This is a genomic window from Amycolatopsis orientalis DSM 40040 = KCTC 9412 (assembly GCF_000478275.1).
Lineage (GTDB): Bacteria > Actinomycetota > Actinomycetes > Mycobacteriales > Pseudonocardiaceae > Amycolatopsis > Amycolatopsis orientalis.
Genome location: NZ_ASJB01000015.1, coordinates 58420 through 74036 on the forward strand (window position 1 = coordinate 58420; position 15617 = coordinate 74036).

General features: G+C 70.0%; 12 protein-coding genes. 9 read left to right on the forward strand and 3 right to left on the reverse strand.

Annotated features, from left to right (window positions below; translation table 11 throughout):
- Positions 1–9: 9 nt before the first annotated feature.
- The 4 genes from L324_RS02690 (at position 10) to L324_RS02705 (ending at position 6808) form a co-directional block, all read left to right on the forward strand.
- The gene (locus tag L324_RS02690; protein ID WP_037303819.1) at positions 10–843 is read left to right on the forward strand and encodes an urea amidolyase associated protein UAAP1; all 834 of its coding nucleotides are present in this window, start codon (positions 10–12) and stop codon (positions 841–843) included.
- Positions 840–1457: an urea amidolyase associated protein UAAP2 gene (locus tag L324_RS02695; RefSeq protein WP_037303821.1), complete on the forward strand. Its 618-nt coding sequence runs from the start codon at positions 840–842 to the stop codon at positions 1455–1457. Before L324_RS02690 ends, L324_RS02695 begins: the two co-directional genes overlap by 4 nt.
- Entirely contained in the window at positions 1454–5023 is a 3570-nt protein-coding gene (gene uca / locus L324_RS02700; protein WP_037303824.1) for an urea carboxylase, read from the forward strand. The genes L324_RS02695 and uca overlap by 4 nt, the downstream gene beginning before the upstream one ends.
- A gap of 171 nt (positions 5024–5194) precedes the next feature.
- Positions 5195–6808 (forward strand): allophanate hydrolase, encoded by a 1614-nt coding sequence (locus L324_RS02705; RefSeq protein ID WP_037303826.1) that lies wholly within the window; start codon positions 5195–5197, stop codon positions 6806–6808.
- A 38-nt stretch (positions 6809–6846) separates the two neighbouring features.
- On the opposite strand, the gene L324_RS02710 is transcribed toward L324_RS02705, so the two are convergent.
- Positions 6847–7005 (reverse strand): ribbon-helix-helix domain-containing protein, encoded by a 159-nt coding sequence (locus tag L324_RS02710; RefSeq protein WP_037303828.1) that lies wholly within the window; start codon positions 7003–7005, stop codon positions 6847–6849.
- Positions 7006–7218: 213 nt separating this feature from the next.
- Here L324_RS02710 and L324_RS02715 point away from each other — a divergent pair, with 213 nt between their 5' ends.
- Positions 7219–7803 (forward strand): D-alanyl-D-alanine carboxypeptidase family protein, encoded by a 585-nt coding sequence (locus L324_RS02715; protein ID WP_235783384.1) that lies wholly within the window; start codon positions 7219–7221, stop codon positions 7801–7803.
- A gap of 336 nt (positions 7804–8139) precedes the next feature.
- On the opposite strand, the gene bla is transcribed toward L324_RS02715, so the two are convergent.
- The gene (gene bla / locus L324_RS02720; protein ID WP_037303832.1) at positions 8140–9060 is read right to left on the reverse strand and encodes a class A beta-lactamase; all 921 of its coding nucleotides are present in this window, start codon (positions 9058–9060) and stop codon (positions 8140–8142) included.
- 185 nt (positions 9061–9245) lie between these two features.
- Here bla and L324_RS02725 point away from each other — a divergent pair, with 185 nt between their 5' ends.
- The 4 genes from L324_RS02725 (at position 9246) to L324_RS02740 (ending at position 14719) form a co-directional block, all read left to right on the forward strand.
- A complete protein-coding gene (locus L324_RS02725; protein ID WP_051173586.1) occupies positions 9246–10487 on the forward strand; it encodes a thiolase family protein in 1242 nt (413 codons plus the stop codon).
- The gene (locus tag L324_RS02730) at positions 10487–12598 is read left to right on the forward strand and encodes a 3-hydroxyacyl-CoA dehydrogenase NAD-binding domain-containing protein (RefSeq protein ID WP_037303834.1); all 2112 of its coding nucleotides are present in this window, start codon (positions 10487–10489) and stop codon (positions 12596–12598) included. Before L324_RS02725 ends, L324_RS02730 begins: the two co-directional genes overlap by 1 nt.
- A gap of 161 nt (positions 12599–12759) precedes the next feature.
- On the forward strand, positions 12760–12945 hold the full coding sequence (locus tag L324_RS02735; RefSeq protein ID WP_037303835.1) for a hypothetical protein: 186 nt from the start codon (positions 12760–12762) through the stop codon (positions 12943–12945).
- 172 nt (positions 12946–13117) lie between these two features.
- Positions 13118–14719, forward strand: a complete 1602-nt coding sequence (locus L324_RS02740; protein ID WP_037304426.1) for a PHP domain-containing protein — start codon at positions 13118–13120, stop codon at positions 14717–14719.
- Positions 14720–14768: 49 nt separating this feature from the next.
- On the opposite strand, the gene L324_RS02745 is transcribed toward L324_RS02740, so the two are convergent.
- On the reverse strand, positions 14769–15593 hold the full coding sequence (locus L324_RS02745) for an aldo/keto reductase (protein WP_037303836.1): 825 nt from the start codon (positions 15591–15593) through the stop codon (positions 14769–14771).
- Positions 15594–15617 lie beyond the last annotated feature (24 nt).

The following is a 15617-nucleotide window of genomic DNA, read 5'->3' on the forward strand; positions in this document are numbered from 1 at the left end:
GAAGGTTCCATGAGCACGACATCGACCACGTACGGCGCTCGCGACCACGCCCGCGCCCAGGCGGGAAAGGTCGCCGACGCGATGCCGTCCATCCCGGCGTCCACCTGGCCGGATCCGCCGCCCGGGATCGACCCGGCCAAGCTGGTCTGGGCCGAGACCGTCGCCGGTGGCGGCTACACGCACAAGGTCCTCGCCCGCGGCACCGAACTCCGGCTGACCGACGTCGAGGGCGACGCCTGCGCGCATCTGCTGCTGTTCAACGCCGACCAGCCGTGGGAGCGGCTGAACGTCGCGGACACGGTGAAGGTCCAGTGGAACGCCTACCTCGGCGAAGGGATGGCGCTGCTGTCCGATCAGGCCCGCGTGCTCGCGACGGTCGTCACCGACGAGAGCGGCGAGCACGACGCCCTGTGCGGAACGTCCACTGTGGACGGAAACGCCGAACGGTACGGTGACGGCAGTCCGCAGGGCGGTTCGCCGTCGGGGAACGCGCTGTTCACCCTGGCCGCGGCGAAACACGGCCTCTCCCCTCGCGATCTCCCGCCGAGCCTGTCCTTCTTCCAGGGTGTCCACGTCGAGGCCGACGGCGGGCTGACCTTCACCGGCTCGGCCGGACCGGGCAAATCCGTGGTCCTGCGGACCGAACTCCCGGCCGTCGTCCTGATCGCCAATGTCGCGCATCCGCTCGACCCGCGTCCGGACTACACGGTCACCCCGTTGCGCGTCCTCGCCCAGCGCGGCACTCCGTCCACTCCGGACAGTCCTGAATGGACGGCGACACCGGAAGCCCAGCGCGCCTTCGAGAACACCGCCGACTACCTCACCGCCAGGGGGATGGCATGACCACCACGATCATCTCCGACACCGAGGTCCCCGCGCGGGCGCCGTATTCCACCGTCCTCCGGCGCGGTGAGACCCTCTCGATCATCGACCTCGGCGGCAACCAGGCCGTCGACTTCCTCTGCTACGACGCCGCCGACACGGCGAAGAGGTACTCCGCGGCCGCCACGATCGCCGCGCAGCGCAACATCTTCCTCACCACCGGCAGTGTGCTGCGCACCGGCGAGGGCGCGCCGCTGCTGACCGTCGTCGAGGACACCTGCGGGCGGCACGACACCCTCGGCGGTGCCTGCAGCAAGGAGTCGAACAGCCTCCGGTACGGCCAGCACACGCGGTACCAGCACGCCTGTGTGGAGAACTTCCTCACCGAGGGCGCGAAATGGGGTCTCGGCAAACGGGACCTGGTCAGCAATGTCAACTGGTACATGAACGTCCCGGTCGAACAGGACGGCACGCTCGGCATCGTCGACGGCATCTCCGCGCCCGGTCTCGAAGTCAAGCTCCGCGCCGAGACCGACGTCCTGGTGCTCGTGTCGAACTGCCCGCAGATCAACAATCCCTGCAACGGTTTCGACCCGACGCCGGTCAGGATGATCGTCACCGGTGGTGGCGAGTGAAGCTGCTCGTCGCCAACCGGGGGGAAATCGCGGTCCGGATCCTCCGGACCGCGAAGGAGATGGGCATTCCGACGGTCGCCGTCCATTCCGACGCCGACCGTGCGGCCGCGCACGTCCGGCTTGCCGACGAAGCCGTCCGGCTCGGCCCGGCAGCGGCGAGGGAGAGCTACCTCCTCGGCGACGCCATCATCGAGGCCGCGCTGAAGACCGGGGCCGACACGATCCATCCCGGCTACGGATTCCTGTCCGAGGACACCGCTTTCGCGAAGGCGGTGGAGGCGGCCGGGATCCGGTTCGCCGGGCCCACCGCGGCTCAGCTCGAAGTCTTCGGCAGCAAGCACACCGCGCGGGACAAGGCCGTGGCCGCCGGTGTCCCGTTGCTGCCGGGCACCGGACTGCTGGACACGCTCGCCGACGCCGAAGCGGCGGCCGCCGAGATCGGCTATCCGGTGATGCTCAAGGCCACCGGGGGTGGCGGCGGGATCGGCATGCGCGCCTGCGCTTCGGCGGAAGAACTGCGGGACGCCTGGGACGCGGTCCAGAGCATCGCGGCGAAGAGCTTCTCGACCTCGGGGGTGTTCCTCGAACGGCTGGTGACCCGCGCCCGGCACGTCGAGGTGCAGGTGTTCGGCGACGGCGCGGGTGAGGTGCTGGCGCTGGGCACGCGGGACTGCACCCTGCAGCGGCGTAACCAGAAGGTGCTCGAAGAATGTCCCGCCCCGGGACTTTCCGAGGCGATACACGGGAAACTGGTCTCGGCGGCCGTCGGCCTCTGCGCGTCGGTGCGCTACCGGTCGGCGGGCACGGTCGAATTCATCTACGACCCGGTCCGGGAAGAGGCGGCCTTCCTCGAAGTGAACACGCGGCTTCAGGTCGAGCATCCGGTCACCGAAGCGGTCTACGGCATCGATCTGGTGGCGTGGATGCTCCGGCTCGCCGACGGCGACACCGGGATGTTCGCCACCGCACCGGAACCACGCGGGCACGCGGTCGAGGCCCGGGTCTACGCCGAGGATCCGGCGGCGGGGCACCGGCCGAGCGCCGGCCTGCTGACCCGCGCCGATTTCCCCTCCGGGGTCCGCGTGGACACGTGGGTGGAAGCCGGGACGAAGGTGACCACGCACTACGACCCCTTGCTGGCCAAGGTGATCGCCGTCGGCGAGGACCGGGACGGGGCATTGGCCGCGCTGGGCGCCGCGCTCGGGGAGAGCCGGGTGGACGGTGTCCGCACGAACCTCGGGCAGCTGCGCGCGGCCGCCGCGGACCCGCGGTTGCGTGCGGTCACGCACGACACCGCGACGCTCGACGCGATCACCGATCCCGAGCCGCGGATCGAGGTCCTGCGGGGCGGCACGATGACCACCGTGCAGGAATGGCCGGGACGGCTGGGCTTCTGGCACGTGGGCGTGCCGCCGAGCGGGCCGATGGACGACCTTTCGCTCCGGCTGGGCAATCGCGCGCTGGGCAATCCGGAAGGCGCGCCCGGACTCGAGTGCACTGTGGACGGTGTCTCGCTGCGGTTCACCGACACCGCAATCGTTTGCGTCACTGGTTCCCCGTCACCGGTCACCGTGAACGGCGAGACCGTTCCCCAGTGGACACCGGTCGAGGTGCCCGCGGGCGGCGTCCTCGACGTCGGTACGGGCACCGCCGGGCTCCGCGCGTACGTCCTCGTCCGTGGCGGGATCGACGTGCCTGCTTTCCTGGGCAGCGCGGCGACGTTCACCCTCGGCGGTTTCGGCGGGCACGGCGGACGCGCGCTCGCGACCGGCGACGTCCTCTCCCCCGGGCCGCTGCCGGAGAACGCCGTCACCGGCCCGGTTCCCGAGGCCGAACGCCCCGTTTTCGGGACCCGTTGGGAGATCGGCGCGTCCGAGGGACCGCACGCCGCCCCGGAGTTCTTCACCCCGGACGACGTCGAAACGTTCTACGCCACCGACTGGGAAGTGCACTTCAACTCCGCGCGCACCGGTGTCCGGCTCGTCGGGCCGCGGCCGCGCTGGGCACGGGAGGACGGCGGCGAGGCGGGCCTGCATCCGTCGAACATCCACGACACGCCGTACGCGATCGGCGCCGTCGACTACACCGGCGACCTGCCGATCCTGCTGGGCCCCGACGGGCCGAGCCTCGGCGGGTTCGTCTGCCCGGCGACCGTGGTGACCGGGCAGCGCTGGAAACTCGGCCAGCTGCGGCCGGGTGACACCGTGCGGTTCGTGCCGATCACCATCGACCACGCGGCTTCGCTGCGGAAGGCCCCCGGTACGGCGGTCGAGGCGAGCCGGAAACCGATCGACGACGGCGGCATCTTCGGCCGTCTGTCCACATCGGACGAAAACCCCGAGGTCACCTACCGGCGCAGCGGCGACGACAACCTGCTGATCGAGTACGGGCCGATGAAACTCGACCTGGCCTTGCGGATGCGGGTCCACGCGCTGGCCGACAGGCTGGCCGCGGAAGGCCTCGACGGTGTCGTCGACCTGACGCCGGGCATACGCTCGCTGCAGGTCCACGTCGATCCCGACGTGCTGCCGGTCTCGAAGCTGCTCGGCCTGGTGCGGGAGGTGGAGCACGAGCTGCCGCGCACCGGCGATCTCGTGGTGCCGAGCCGGACCGTACGGCTGCCGCTGTCCTGGGACGACCCGGCGACCCGCGAGGCGATCGAGCGGTACATGGCCGGCGTGCGCGACGACGCGCCGTGGTGCCCGTGGAACATCGAGTTCATCCGGCGGGTCAACGGTCTGTCCAGTGTGGACGATGTCTACCGGACGGTGTTCGACGCGGAATACCTGGTGCTGGGCCTGGGCGACGTGTATCTCGGCGCGCCGGTGGCCACTCCGCTGGACCCGCGGCACCGGCTGGTCACCACGAAGTACAACCCGGCACGCACCTGGACCGCGGAGAACTCCGTCGGCATCGGCGGTTCGTACCTGTGCATCTACGGGATGGAAGGTCCCGGCGGGTACCAGTTCGTCGGGCGGACCACGCAGGTGTGGAGCGGCTGGCGGCAGCGCGGCTCCTTCGAGCCGGGTTCGCCGTGGCTGCTGCGGTTCTTCGACCGGATCTCGTGGTATCCCGTCTCCGCCGAGGAACTGCTGGACCTGCGGGCCCGGAGTGAGGCGGGGGAACTGGAACTCGACATCACCGACGGCGAATTCGCGCTGGCCGACCATGAGCGGTTCCTGGCCGACAACGCCGCCGACATCGCGGCGTTCCGGGCGAAACAGAGCGCGGCGTTCGAAGCCGAACGCCGGGCATGGGCGGCCGCGGGCGAATTCGACCCGAGGCCGGAACCGGTGGGCGCGAAGGTCCCGACCACGAAGGTCGAAGCCCCGCCCGGCGGTCACGTCGTGGAAGCGCCGTTCGCCGCGACGGTGTGGCGGGTGGACACCGAGCCGGGCAAGCGGGTCGGCGCGGCGGAGACGCTGGTGATCCTCGAAGCGATGAAGACCGAGGCGCGGATCCCCGCGCCCGCCGCCGGGGAGGTCGTCGAGGTGCTCGTCTCCCCCGGCGATCAGGTGGCCCCCGGCACCCCGCTGGTGGTTCTGGGAGCCAGTGGGCGGAGCTGAGATGTATCCACCAAAAGTGACCGTACGCGTGAACCCGCCCCGGCCGAAGGCCCCGCTATCGCGGTGGCGGGGCGCCCTGTCCGCTCATCGTGACCTGGATGACAAGGCGGCGCCCTGCCGACGTCGATCGCGGACGCGGGTTCACCAACAGACACTGGGAAGGAGCGCGGGATGAGCGTGCTGGAACGGGTTCGCGCCGCGTATCACCGGATCGCGCGGGTCGACCGGCCCGAGATCTGGATCGACCTGCGGCCCGAGGCGGACGTGCTCGCCGACGCGGAGAAGCTGGAAGCCCGGCGCGCGGCGGGCGAGGTGCTGCCGCTGTACGGGAAACTCGCGGCGGTCAAGGGCAACATCGACGTCGCCGGCCTGCCGACGACGGCCGCTTGTCCCGAGTACGCCTACCTTCCCGACGAGGACGCGCCGGTGGTGGCGCGGCTGCGCGCGGCCGGGGCGCTGATCCTGGGCACGACCAACCTCGACCAGTTCGCGACCGGGCTGGTCGGCACGCGCAGTCCGCACGGCGCGGTCCGGAACGCGATCGACCCGGCGTACGTTTCGGGCGGGTCGAGTTCGGGTTCGGCGGTCGCGGTGGCGCTCGGGATCGCGGATCTCGCGCTGGGCACGGATACCGCGGGCTCCGGGCGGATCCCGGCGGCGTTCAACGGGATCGTCGGCCTGAAGCCGACGCGGGGACTCCTGCCGACGGCAGGAGTCGTGCCCGCGTGCGCGAGCATCGACTGCGTGACCGTGTTCGCGCGGACGGTCGACGAGGCGGTGGCGGCGTTCGACTGCCTGAGCGAGCCGCGGGATCTCCCGGTCGGCAGGCGTCCCTTCCGGATCGGTGTCCCGGACGACGCCGGCCCGCTGCGGGACGGGTGGGCAGGCGCGTTCTCCGCGGCGGCTCGGGAATTCCGGGACGCGGGCGCCGAACTGGTCACTGTCGACATATCGGCGTTCCTGGCCGCGGCGCGGCTGCTGTACGAAGGCGCTTTCGTGGCCGAGCGGTATTCGGCGGTCGGCGAGTTCATCGACGCGCATCCGGACGCCGTCGATCCGGCCGTGCGCCGGATCATCGGCGCGGCCAAGGACATCCCGGCGCACCGATTGTTCACCGATCTGGCGACGCTCGGCGGCCTGGAGCGGAAAGCGGCCGCTGTCCTGTCCACTGTGGACTGCCTCCTGCTGCCGACGACGACGGAGCATCCGACGATCGCCGAGGTCGAAGCCGATCCGCTGGGCGTGAACGCCCGGCTGGGCCGGTTCACGAACTCGACCAACCTGCTCGGCCTGTCGTCGCTGGCCGTGCCGGCCGGGACCGTCGCCGGCCTGCCGTTCGGGGTGATGCTGGTCGGAGCCGCCCACGCCGACCGGATCCTCGCCGACGTCGCCCGCCTGGTGCCGCGCCGGACGCGGATCGCCGTCGTGGGCGCGCATCTGCGCGGTCAGCCGCTGAATCACGAACTGACCTCGCGGGGCGGCCGGTTCGTTTCGGCGGGCCCGACCGCGGCCGAGTACCGGCTCTACGCGCTGGACACCGTGCCGCCCAAACCCGGCCTCGTCCGGGTCGCCTCGGGTGGCGAACCGATCGAGGCCGAGGTCTGGGACCTGCCGTTCGCCGGGTTCGGCGAGTTCGTGGCGGGTGTTCCCGCGCCGCTGGCGATCGGGAAGGTGCGCCTGGCCGACGGGAGCGAGGTGCCCGGGTTCGTCTGTGAGCCTTCAGCCGTCGAGGGTGCCGAGGACATCACGCGCTTCGGCGGCTGGCTCGGCCACCTGGCCCGTTAGGCGCCGGTGCGGCGCGGGCCGGACCTGGGGTCGCCAGGTCAGTTCTTCTTGTCGTCGCTTTCCTCGAGGTAGGCACGCAGGGCGTCGGCGACCAGCGCCGACAGGGACGAGCCCGACTCGATGGCGCGGAACTTGACCTGCTTGATCAGCCCGACCGGCAGGTACACGTTGAACTGCTTGACCACCTCGTCACCCATGAGCCGATGCTAGCGCCCTAGGTTGCTAGCAAGCTAAGCGTGGCAGCACAGTGCCCTGGTCTCGTGAGTGGTAATGATGGTTAGAACCGTCATCACCACTCACGAGACGGCGCGCTCACCTGGCCTTTTCCGGTTCGGTTGGCCTGCGCGGGCAATCTGGGAAGAAGGTCACAAACCCTGGCGGCCCGCCGGGCGCTGGGTAGCTTCGGAGTGGTGCCGACCACATCCACTCCCAGCCGCAGAACCGTGATCAGCGTGCTCGTGGCGCTGGGGCTCGCCGCTGTCGCGATGGTGACGCTGGGAGCCACCGGTGTCACCGCCAAGCCGGTGAACGGGCAGGCGCTCGCGGTGCTCGAGGAGGTCCCCGGACCCGAAACCGGACCGACGTGCGCCGTCGACAAACGTTATGTCGACGAGGAGACCTACGGCATGCGCCCGGACGTGGTCGACGCGTGGAAAGCCCTACGGGCCAAGGCCAAAGCCCAGAACATCACGCTCTGCGTGAACGACGGCAAGCGCAGCCGGGCACAGCAGCAGCGCGAGTTCGACAAGGCCGTCGAGCGGTTCGGTTCGGTGGAGCAGGCCAAGAAGTGGGCGCTGCAGCCGGAGACGTCCATGCACGTCAAGGGGATCGCCGTCGACATCCAGCCGCTGAACTCGGCCTCCTGGGTGGACAAGAACGGCGGCGCGCTGGGGTGGTGCCGCCGCTACGACAACGAGAAGTGGCACTTCGAGTACGACCCGGCCTACACCACCAACGGCTGCCCGCCCCTGCTCCCCAGCGCCACCGGCAATTGAGTGGTGCCGAGGTTTTCGACGCCACCCGCGGCGCCGAGTGTCCATGAGAGACACTTTCCTGACGATAAGTGCCCGACTTGAGCCGTTTGCGCGGTCTCGCGAGATGGTCAGGACCGAACATCTAGGCAGCAATCGGACACCGAGTTCTCCAAAATCGTCCTTTGTGGACAAGTAGCATGGGACGCCCCTGCCTCATGAGGGAGTCCCATGCCTGTCTCCAGGTAGCGAAGGGCTCCTTCGCTACCTGGAGGGTAGGTAAGGGGGCCTTCACGACCAGCCGCGCGTATCCGATCGGGCCTCGTGAGTGGTAATGACGGTTAGAACCGTCATTACCACTCACGAGGCAGTGAGCTTTTCGACCACGTACTTCGCGGCCTCGGCGAGCAGCGCCTCGTCGTAAGGGGCGTCCTTGGCCGCCTTGCTCGACATGATCGCCACGACGATCGGCGCCTTGCCCGGCGGCCAGACGATCGCGAAGTCGTTCATCGTGCCGTATTCGCCGGTACCGGTCTTGTCGGCGACGGTCCATCCGCCGGGCAGGCCCGCCCGGATCCGCCCGGCGCCGGTGACGTTGCGCCGCAGCAGATCGCTGAGGAACTCGCGTTTGTCGGCCGTCAGCGTGTCACCCAGGACGATCTTCTGGTAGTCGGTGCCGAACGCCCGGGGCGTGGTGGTGTCGCGCGGATCGCCGGGGGTGGCCTCGGTGATCGCCGGTTCGATCCGGTCCATCCGCGTGACGGTGTCCCCGATGCTGCGCGCGAAGGCCGTCAACTCCCCGGGGCCGCCGAGATCCCGCAGCAGCAGGTTGCCCGCGGTGCCGTCGCTGAACCGGACGGCGGCGTCGCACAGCTGGCGGATCGTCATCCCGGTGGCCACGTGCTGCCCGGTGACCGGGGCGTGCTTCATCAGGTCGCCCCGGGCGTAGGTGACCCGGGTTTCCAGATGCGACAACGGATTGCGCTGCAGGACCGCGGCGGCCGCGACGCCCTTGAAGGTCGAGCAGAACGCGAACCGCTCGTCCGCGCGGTGTTCGACCGTGGCGCCGCCCTCGGTGTCGAGCGCGTACACGCCGAGCCTGGCGTCGAACTTCTTCTCCAGTTCCAGCAGCCTGTCGTGGAACTGCCGGGTGGGCGGAGGCGGCGGCGCGGGGACGGACGACGGCGCGGACGGGGCGGCCCGGGTGCAGGCGGCCAGCGGCATGAGGACCGCCATCCCCAAGAGCGCACGACGGGTGACGGCCGGCCCCGGCGTTGTCATCGTGATCCCTCCCCCTGATCACCTCGAACATAGCAACTTCCCCACGGCCTCCGGATCGGCCAAGCGGCCGACGCCGATGAACCCGGGAGTGTGCCTTCGCCCACTCGACCGGGCCACCATCCTGGTTACCGACCGGTAACCAGGGCTAGGGTGCGGTCAGGACTACCTCTACTTCAGGAGCATTCGTGGCCGCAGGAGCAACACCGCTCGCGCCGAACGCGCGGTCGGTACGCAATGTCGCCTTCGTCGAAGGGGTGCGAACGCCCTTCGGCAAGGCAGGCGAAAAAGGTATGTACGCCGGCACCCGTGCCGACGACCTCGTCGTCAACGCCATCCGTGAACTGCTGCGGCGGCATCCCGAGCTGCCGCCCGAGCGCGTCGACGAGGTGGCGATCGCCGCCACCACCCAGATCGGCGACCAGGGCCTGACCATCGGCCGCACCGCCGCGTTGCTGGCGGGCCTGCCGAAGTCGGTGCCCGGTTTCGCGCTGGACCGCATGTGCGCGGGCGCGATGACGGCGGTCACCACGACCGCGAGCGGAATCGGTTTCGGTGCCTACGACATCGCCATCGCCGGCGGCGTCGAGCATATGGGCCGCCACCCGATGGGCGAGGGCGTCGACCCGAACCCGCGCATCATCGCCGACAAGCTCGTCGACCCGACGGCACTGGTGATGGGCCAGACCGCGGAGAACCTGCACGACCGGTTCCCCGCGATCACCAAGCAGCGCACCGACGCCTTCGCCGCGCGCAGCCAGGAGAAGTACGCCGAAGCCGTGAAGACCGGCAAGATCGGCCCCGAACTGGTCCCGGTCGCCACCCGTTCGAAGGAACTCGGCTGGGGGCTGGCGACCGAGGACGAGCCGCCGCGCCCGGGCACCACGGTCGAGCAGCTCGCCGGGCTGAAGACGCCGTTCCGCCCGCACGGCCGGATCACGGCGGGTAACGCGGCGGGCCTCAACGACGGCGCCACCGCCGCGCTGCTCGCCGACGAGGACACCGCCCGCGAACTCGGCCTGCCGATCGGCATGCGGCTCGTCGGCTACTCCTTCGCCGGTGTCGAGCCGGAGGTCATGGGCATCGGCCCGGTGCCCGCCACCGAGAAGCTGTTCAAGCGCACCGGCCTGTCGATCGACGACATCGGCCTGTTCGAGATCAACGAGGCGTTCGCCGTCCAGGTGCTCGCGTTCCTCGACCACTTCGGCATCGCCGACGACGATCCGCGCGTCAACCAGTGGGGCGGCGCGATCGCCTGCGGTCACCCGCTCGCCTCCTCCGGCGTCCGGCTGATGACGCAGCTTTCGCGTCAGTTCGCCGAGCGCCCCGACGTGCGCTACGGCCTGACCACCATGTGCATCGGCATCGGCATGGGCGGCACCGTGATCTGGGAGAACCCGGCCTACAACGGCTCCGAGGGGGCGAAGTAATGACTTTCACCGCTGAGCAGGCGAAAGCCGCCTTCCCCGACGAGGTCGTCACGAACGCGGTCACGCGACTGGTGAAGGTGCCCGGGCTCGACAAGCCGGTCGCGCTGATCACCTTGGACAACGGCCACGACCACACCCGGCCGAACACCTTCGGCCCGCAGGGGCTGGTGAGCCTCAACGCCGCGATCGACGCCGCCTTCGCGGCCGGGCCCGCCGCGATCGCGGTCACCGGCAAGCCGTTCATCTTCGCCGTGGGCGCCGACCTTTCCGGCGTCGAGGCGGTCTCGGATCCCGCGCTGGCACGGGAAATCGCGCAGACCGGGCACGACGTGTTCCGCCGTCTCACCGAGTCCGAGATCCCCACCTTCGGATTCATCAACGGCGCGGTGATGGGCGGCGGGCTCGAACTCGCGCTCTCCTGCCACTACCGCACGCTGTCGGAGAACACCGCCGCGATCGCGTTCCCCGAGGTCTTCCTCGGCCTGTTCCCCGGCTGGGGCGGCACGCAGCTGCTGCCGAACCTGATCGGACCGGACGCCGCGGTCACCGTGATCATCGAGAACGCGCTGGCGCAGAACAAGATGCTCAAGGTCGCGCAGGCGGCGGAACTCGGCATCGTCGACGAGGTCTTCGGTTCGGCCGACTACCTCGAGCAGTCCCTACTGTGGCTGGCGAAGGTCGTCAACGGCGAGATCACCCCCGCCCGCCGCGAGATCGACCGCGGCGCGGGCTGGGACGCCGCGATCGCCCGCGCCAAGTCCATTGTGGACGGCCGCACGAAGGGCGCATCGCCGGGCGCGACCAAGGCCGTCGAGCTGCTGGAGCTGGCCCGCGAGAACGACCTCGACCGCGGCTACGCGGCCGAGACCGACGGGCTCGCCGAGCTGCTCATGGACGACACCCTGCGGGCCGGGCTGTACTCGTTCAACCTGGTCAACAAGCGGGCGAAGCGGCCGGCGGGCGCGCCGGACAAGTCGCTGGCGCGCAAGGTGAACAAGGTCGGCATCGTCGGCGCCGGCCTGATGGCCAGCCAGATGGCACTGCTGTTCGTCCGCCGCCTCAAGGTGCCGGTGGTGCTCACCGACGTCGACCAGGAACGGGTCGACAAGGGTGTGTCCTATGTGCACGGTGAGATCGACAAGCTCCTGGCCAAGAAGCGGGTTTCGCCGGACGGCGCGAACCGGCTGAAGGCACTCGTCACCGGCTCGCTCGACAAGGCCGCGTTCGCCGACGCCGACTTCGTGATCGAAGCGGTGTTCGAGGAGCTGGGCGTCAAGCAGAAGGTCTTCGCCGACCTGGAGCAGTACGTCTCCCCCGAGGCGATCCTGGCGACGAACACCTCGTCGCTCTCGATCACCGCGATGGCCTCGCAGCTCAAGCATCCGGAACGCGTGGTCGGGTTCCACTTCTTCAACCCGGTCGCGGTGATGCCGCTGCTGGAGATCGTCCGCGCGGAGAAGACCGACGACGCCGCGCTGGCGACGGCGTTCGCGCTCGGCAAGCAGCTCAAGAAGTCGAGCGTGCTGGTCAAGGACGCGGCCGCGTTCGTGGTCAACCGGCTGCTGCTGCGCTTCCTCGGCGAGGTGCTGGTGACCGTCGACGAGGGCACGCCGTTCGAGGTCGCGGACAAGGCGCTGGAACCGCTGGGCCTGCCGATGACCCCGCTGACGCTGATGCAGCTGGTCGGCCCGGCGATCGCCCTGCACGTCGGGGAAACCCTGCACGAGGCGTTCCCGGACCGGTTCACCGTCAGCGAGAACCTCGACCGCTTCGTCAAGGCGGGCAAGAAGGGCGTCTGGCAGTGGGACGCTCACGGCAACGCCACCGTCGACCCCGAGGTCGACGAGCTCTGGCAGCGCGGCGACTCGCCGTCGACGTCCGAGCAGGTGCGTGACCGCGCGCTGGCCGCGATCGCCGAGGAGATCCGGATCATGCTCGACGAGGGCGTGGTCGCCGAGGCACAGGACATCGACCTGTGCCTGATCCTCGGTGCGGGCTGGCCGTTCTGGCTCGGCGGCATCACGCCGTACCTGGACCGGGCCGGGGTGTCCGAGAAGGTCAACGGCAAGCCGTTCCTGGCCCCGGGTGTGGCGAGCGTGCCGCTCTCCTGAGCCTGTGACGCAAGGCCACCGTCGGCGATCTTCTGATCGCCGACGGTGGCTTTTTGCGTATTTCGTGACTTCTGTGGCGAGATGCCGCGCTTTCCGGAACACTCGGCCTACACCTGGTTCTTCCAGGTACTGGGGAACAACAGAAAAGGGAAGGAAAGCCGATGAAGAAGATCGTCGTGCGCGTGGGCCTGGGGGCCGGCGCGGCGGTTCTGGGGTTGATGCTCGGAGCGGGTGTCGCGGGCGCTGACGACAGCGTCCGGATCACCGGCGACGAGACGGGTAGTGTCCGGATCACCGGAGTGGACAACCGCGAATTCGGGGTCGCTCCGGCCAACCGGGACTTCTAGCGGGGAGGCCCGGCTCCCCAGCCATCCTCCGGGGAGCCGGGCTTTCGGCGTTTCACCCAGAGCGACCGGCGGAACGCGCTCGGTCTTCTCCCGCAGGGACGATCGTCACACGGCGCCCTACGTTGGCCGTCCGGACACCGCCCGTTCAGCGAGGCTCTTTAGCGTGCCGCCGGTGAACAGCGAAAAACCGGGCGTCGACCGCCGCGGATTCCTCAAGCGCGCGGGCCTCGTGTCCGCGGCGGCCGCGGGTGCCCCGCTCGCCGCCACCACCCCGGCGGAAGCCCTCGATTTCGACCTCGACCTCGATCTCGGCCGTCTCTTCGGCCGGGACCGGTACCAGTGGCTGGTGGGCGATCACCACATCCACACGCAGTACTCCTACGACGCGATGTACACAGTGGACGGAATCGCCGACGCCGCCCGCGCGCACGGCGCCGACTGGGCGGTGATCACCGACCACGGCCACGCGACCCACGAGAAGTCGTCGGTGGAGCGGACGAACGCCGCGGTCCGGGCCGCGCAGCGCGAGCACCCCGATCTCCTGCTGTGGCAGGGCATGGAGTGGAACGTGCCGGGTGCCGAGCACGCGACGCTGTTCTTCCAGGCCGGCGCCGACCAGGCCGCGAAGCTGCGTGAGTTCGAGCGCTCCTTCGACTGGCGGCTGACCGGCACCGAATCGGGCACGCCGGACAACGAGGCCTTGGCCGTGAAGGCGATCCGCTGGCTCGCCGCCGAAGAACGGGCACGCCGGATCCACGCGCCGGTGGTGGTGATCAACCATCCGCTGCGCAACGGCCGGATCGCGCCGCACGAGATCCGCGCGCTGCGCGACGCCGCGCCCGGCATCGTCATCGGCATGGAGGGCGCGCCGGGCGCCCAGGCCGACGGCTTCCCCAAACCGCTCGGGAGCGGCGGTGGCGCGCGGGGCGGGTACGGCAACTCCCCCGGCTCGAACTCGTGGCCGGGCTTCCCGGAGTCGGCCTACCGCACTTACGGCGGCTTCGACTGGAGCACCGCGACCGTCGGCGGGCTGTGGGATTCGCTGCTGGCCGAAGGAAAGCCGTGGTGGATCACCAGCAACTCCGACTCGCACTACAACCGCGGCGACACGCACGTGCGGCCCGGTGTCCCCGACGGCTACTACGACGAGCACGGCAACTACCCGGACCCTGTCGACACCGGTGTCCCGCAGACTCTCCCCCCGTACGCGGATTTCGCCCCCGCCGAGTTCAGCCGGACGGTCGTCGGTGTGACCCGCCGGAGCCACGAAGGGGTGCTGGAAGGGCTGCGCGCGGGACGCGTCTGGGTGGTGCACGGCGGGCTCGCCCAGGAGCTGGAGTTCGGCGCCCACAGCGGCTGGAGCTCGGCCACGATGGGCGGCAGGCTGCGGGTCCGGCGCGGGGACGACGTCACGGTCGTCGTCTCGGCGAAACTGGCGGCCCGGCCGAACGGCGGCGGCGCGATCCCCCGGCTCGCCCGGCTCGACCTCGTCTCCGGACCGGTGACCGGCCCGGCCGCCGACCGTGACACGCAGACCGCCCCGGGCACCCGGGTGGTGCGGTCGTTCGAGCCGCGGTGGGCGCCCGGGCGGCGGGTCGTCTTCCGGCACACCTTCCGTAATGTGCGCGAGCCGTTCTTCGTGCGGGCACGCGGAACGGACGGCAGGGAGCACGTGCCCGGCGGGATCGAGCCGAGCGCCGACGTCATCGGGCGGTCGAACCCGTTCGAGGATCTGTGGCTGTACGGGAACCCGATCTTCGTGGACGTGCGGTAACCCCTGGGGCCTCGTGAGTGGTAATGACGGTTAGAACCGTCATTACCACTCACGAGCCGAGCTTGTCCGGATCCGGTCCCAGGCGCTTGCCCTGCTCCAGGGTCGCGATCGCGGCGCCGTCGTGGGCGTCGAGCGCGAAGTCGAAGACGTCCATGTTCTCCTCGATCCGTTCCGGCGTCACGGACTTCGGGATCACCAGGTGGTTCATCTCGATATGCCAGCGCAGCACGACCTGCGCCGGGGTCTTGCCGTGTTTCCGCGCGATCGTGGTGATCTTCTCGTCGGCGAGCAGGTCCCCGCCGCGGGCCAGCGGGCCCCATGCCTCGGTGACGATCTCGTGCTTCTCGTGGAAGTCGCGCAGCAGCGGCTGCTGCAGCCACGGGTGGCACTCGATCTGGTTCACCGCCGGGACGGTCCCGGTCTCCTCGATCAGCCGCTCCAGATGCGGGATCTGGAAGTTCGACACGCCGATCGCCTTCGCGCGGCCGTCGGAGGCGATCTTTTCCAGCGCCCGCCACGTTTCCACGTACTTGTCCAGCGACGGCAGCGGCCAGTGGATCAGGTACAGGTCGACGTAGTCCAGGCCGAGTTCGCTCAGGCTGGTGTCGAAGGCGCGCAACGCCGGGTCGTGGCCGTGCTCGGTGTTCCACAGTTTCGTGGTGACGAACAGCTCCTCGCGGGGTAGCCCGCTGGTGCGAACGGCCTCACCGACGCCCCGCTCGTTGGCGTACAGGGTCGCCGTGTCGATGGCGCGGTAGCCCACCTCGATGGCGGTGCGGACCACGCCTGCGACCTCGTCGTCGCCGATCTTGTACACCCCGAACCCGAGCTGGGGCAGGGACGTTCCGTTGTTCAGCCTGATGCTGGGGACCATCCTTGAACCGTAACCCCGGCGGCG

Excerpts from the sequence above, each read along its gene's own strand:
- L324_RS02690 (WP_037303819.1), top strand. The coding sequence starts at position 10 with ATGAGCACGACATCGACCACGTACGGCGCTCGCGACCACGCCCGCGCC.
- L324_RS02695 (WP_037303821.1), top strand. The coding sequence starts at position 840 with ATGACCACCACGATCATCTCCGACACCGAGGTCCCCGCGCGGGCGCCG.
- L324_RS02705 (WP_037303826.1), top strand. The coding sequence starts at position 5,195 with ATGAGCGTGCTGGAACGGGTTCGCGCCGCGTATCACCGGATCGCGCGG.
- L324_RS02710 (WP_037303828.1), bottom strand. The coding sequence starts at position 7,005 with ATGGGTGACGAGGTGGTCAAGCAGTTCAACGTGTACCTGCCGGTCGGG.
- bla (WP_037303832.1), bottom strand. The coding sequence starts at position 9,060 with ATGACAACGCCGGGGCCGGCCGTCACCCGTCGTGCGCTCTTGGGGATG.
- L324_RS02730 (WP_037303834.1), top strand. The coding sequence starts at position 10,487 with ATGACTTTCACCGCTGAGCAGGCGAAAGCCGCCTTCCCCGACGAGGTC.
- L324_RS02735 (WP_037303835.1), top strand. The coding sequence starts at position 12,760 with ATGAAGAAGATCGTCGTGCGCGTGGGCCTGGGGGCCGGCGCGGCGGTT.
- L324_RS02745 (WP_037303836.1), bottom strand. The coding sequence starts at position 15,593 with ATGGTCCCCAGCATCAGGCTGAACAACGGAACGTCCCTGCCCCAGCTC.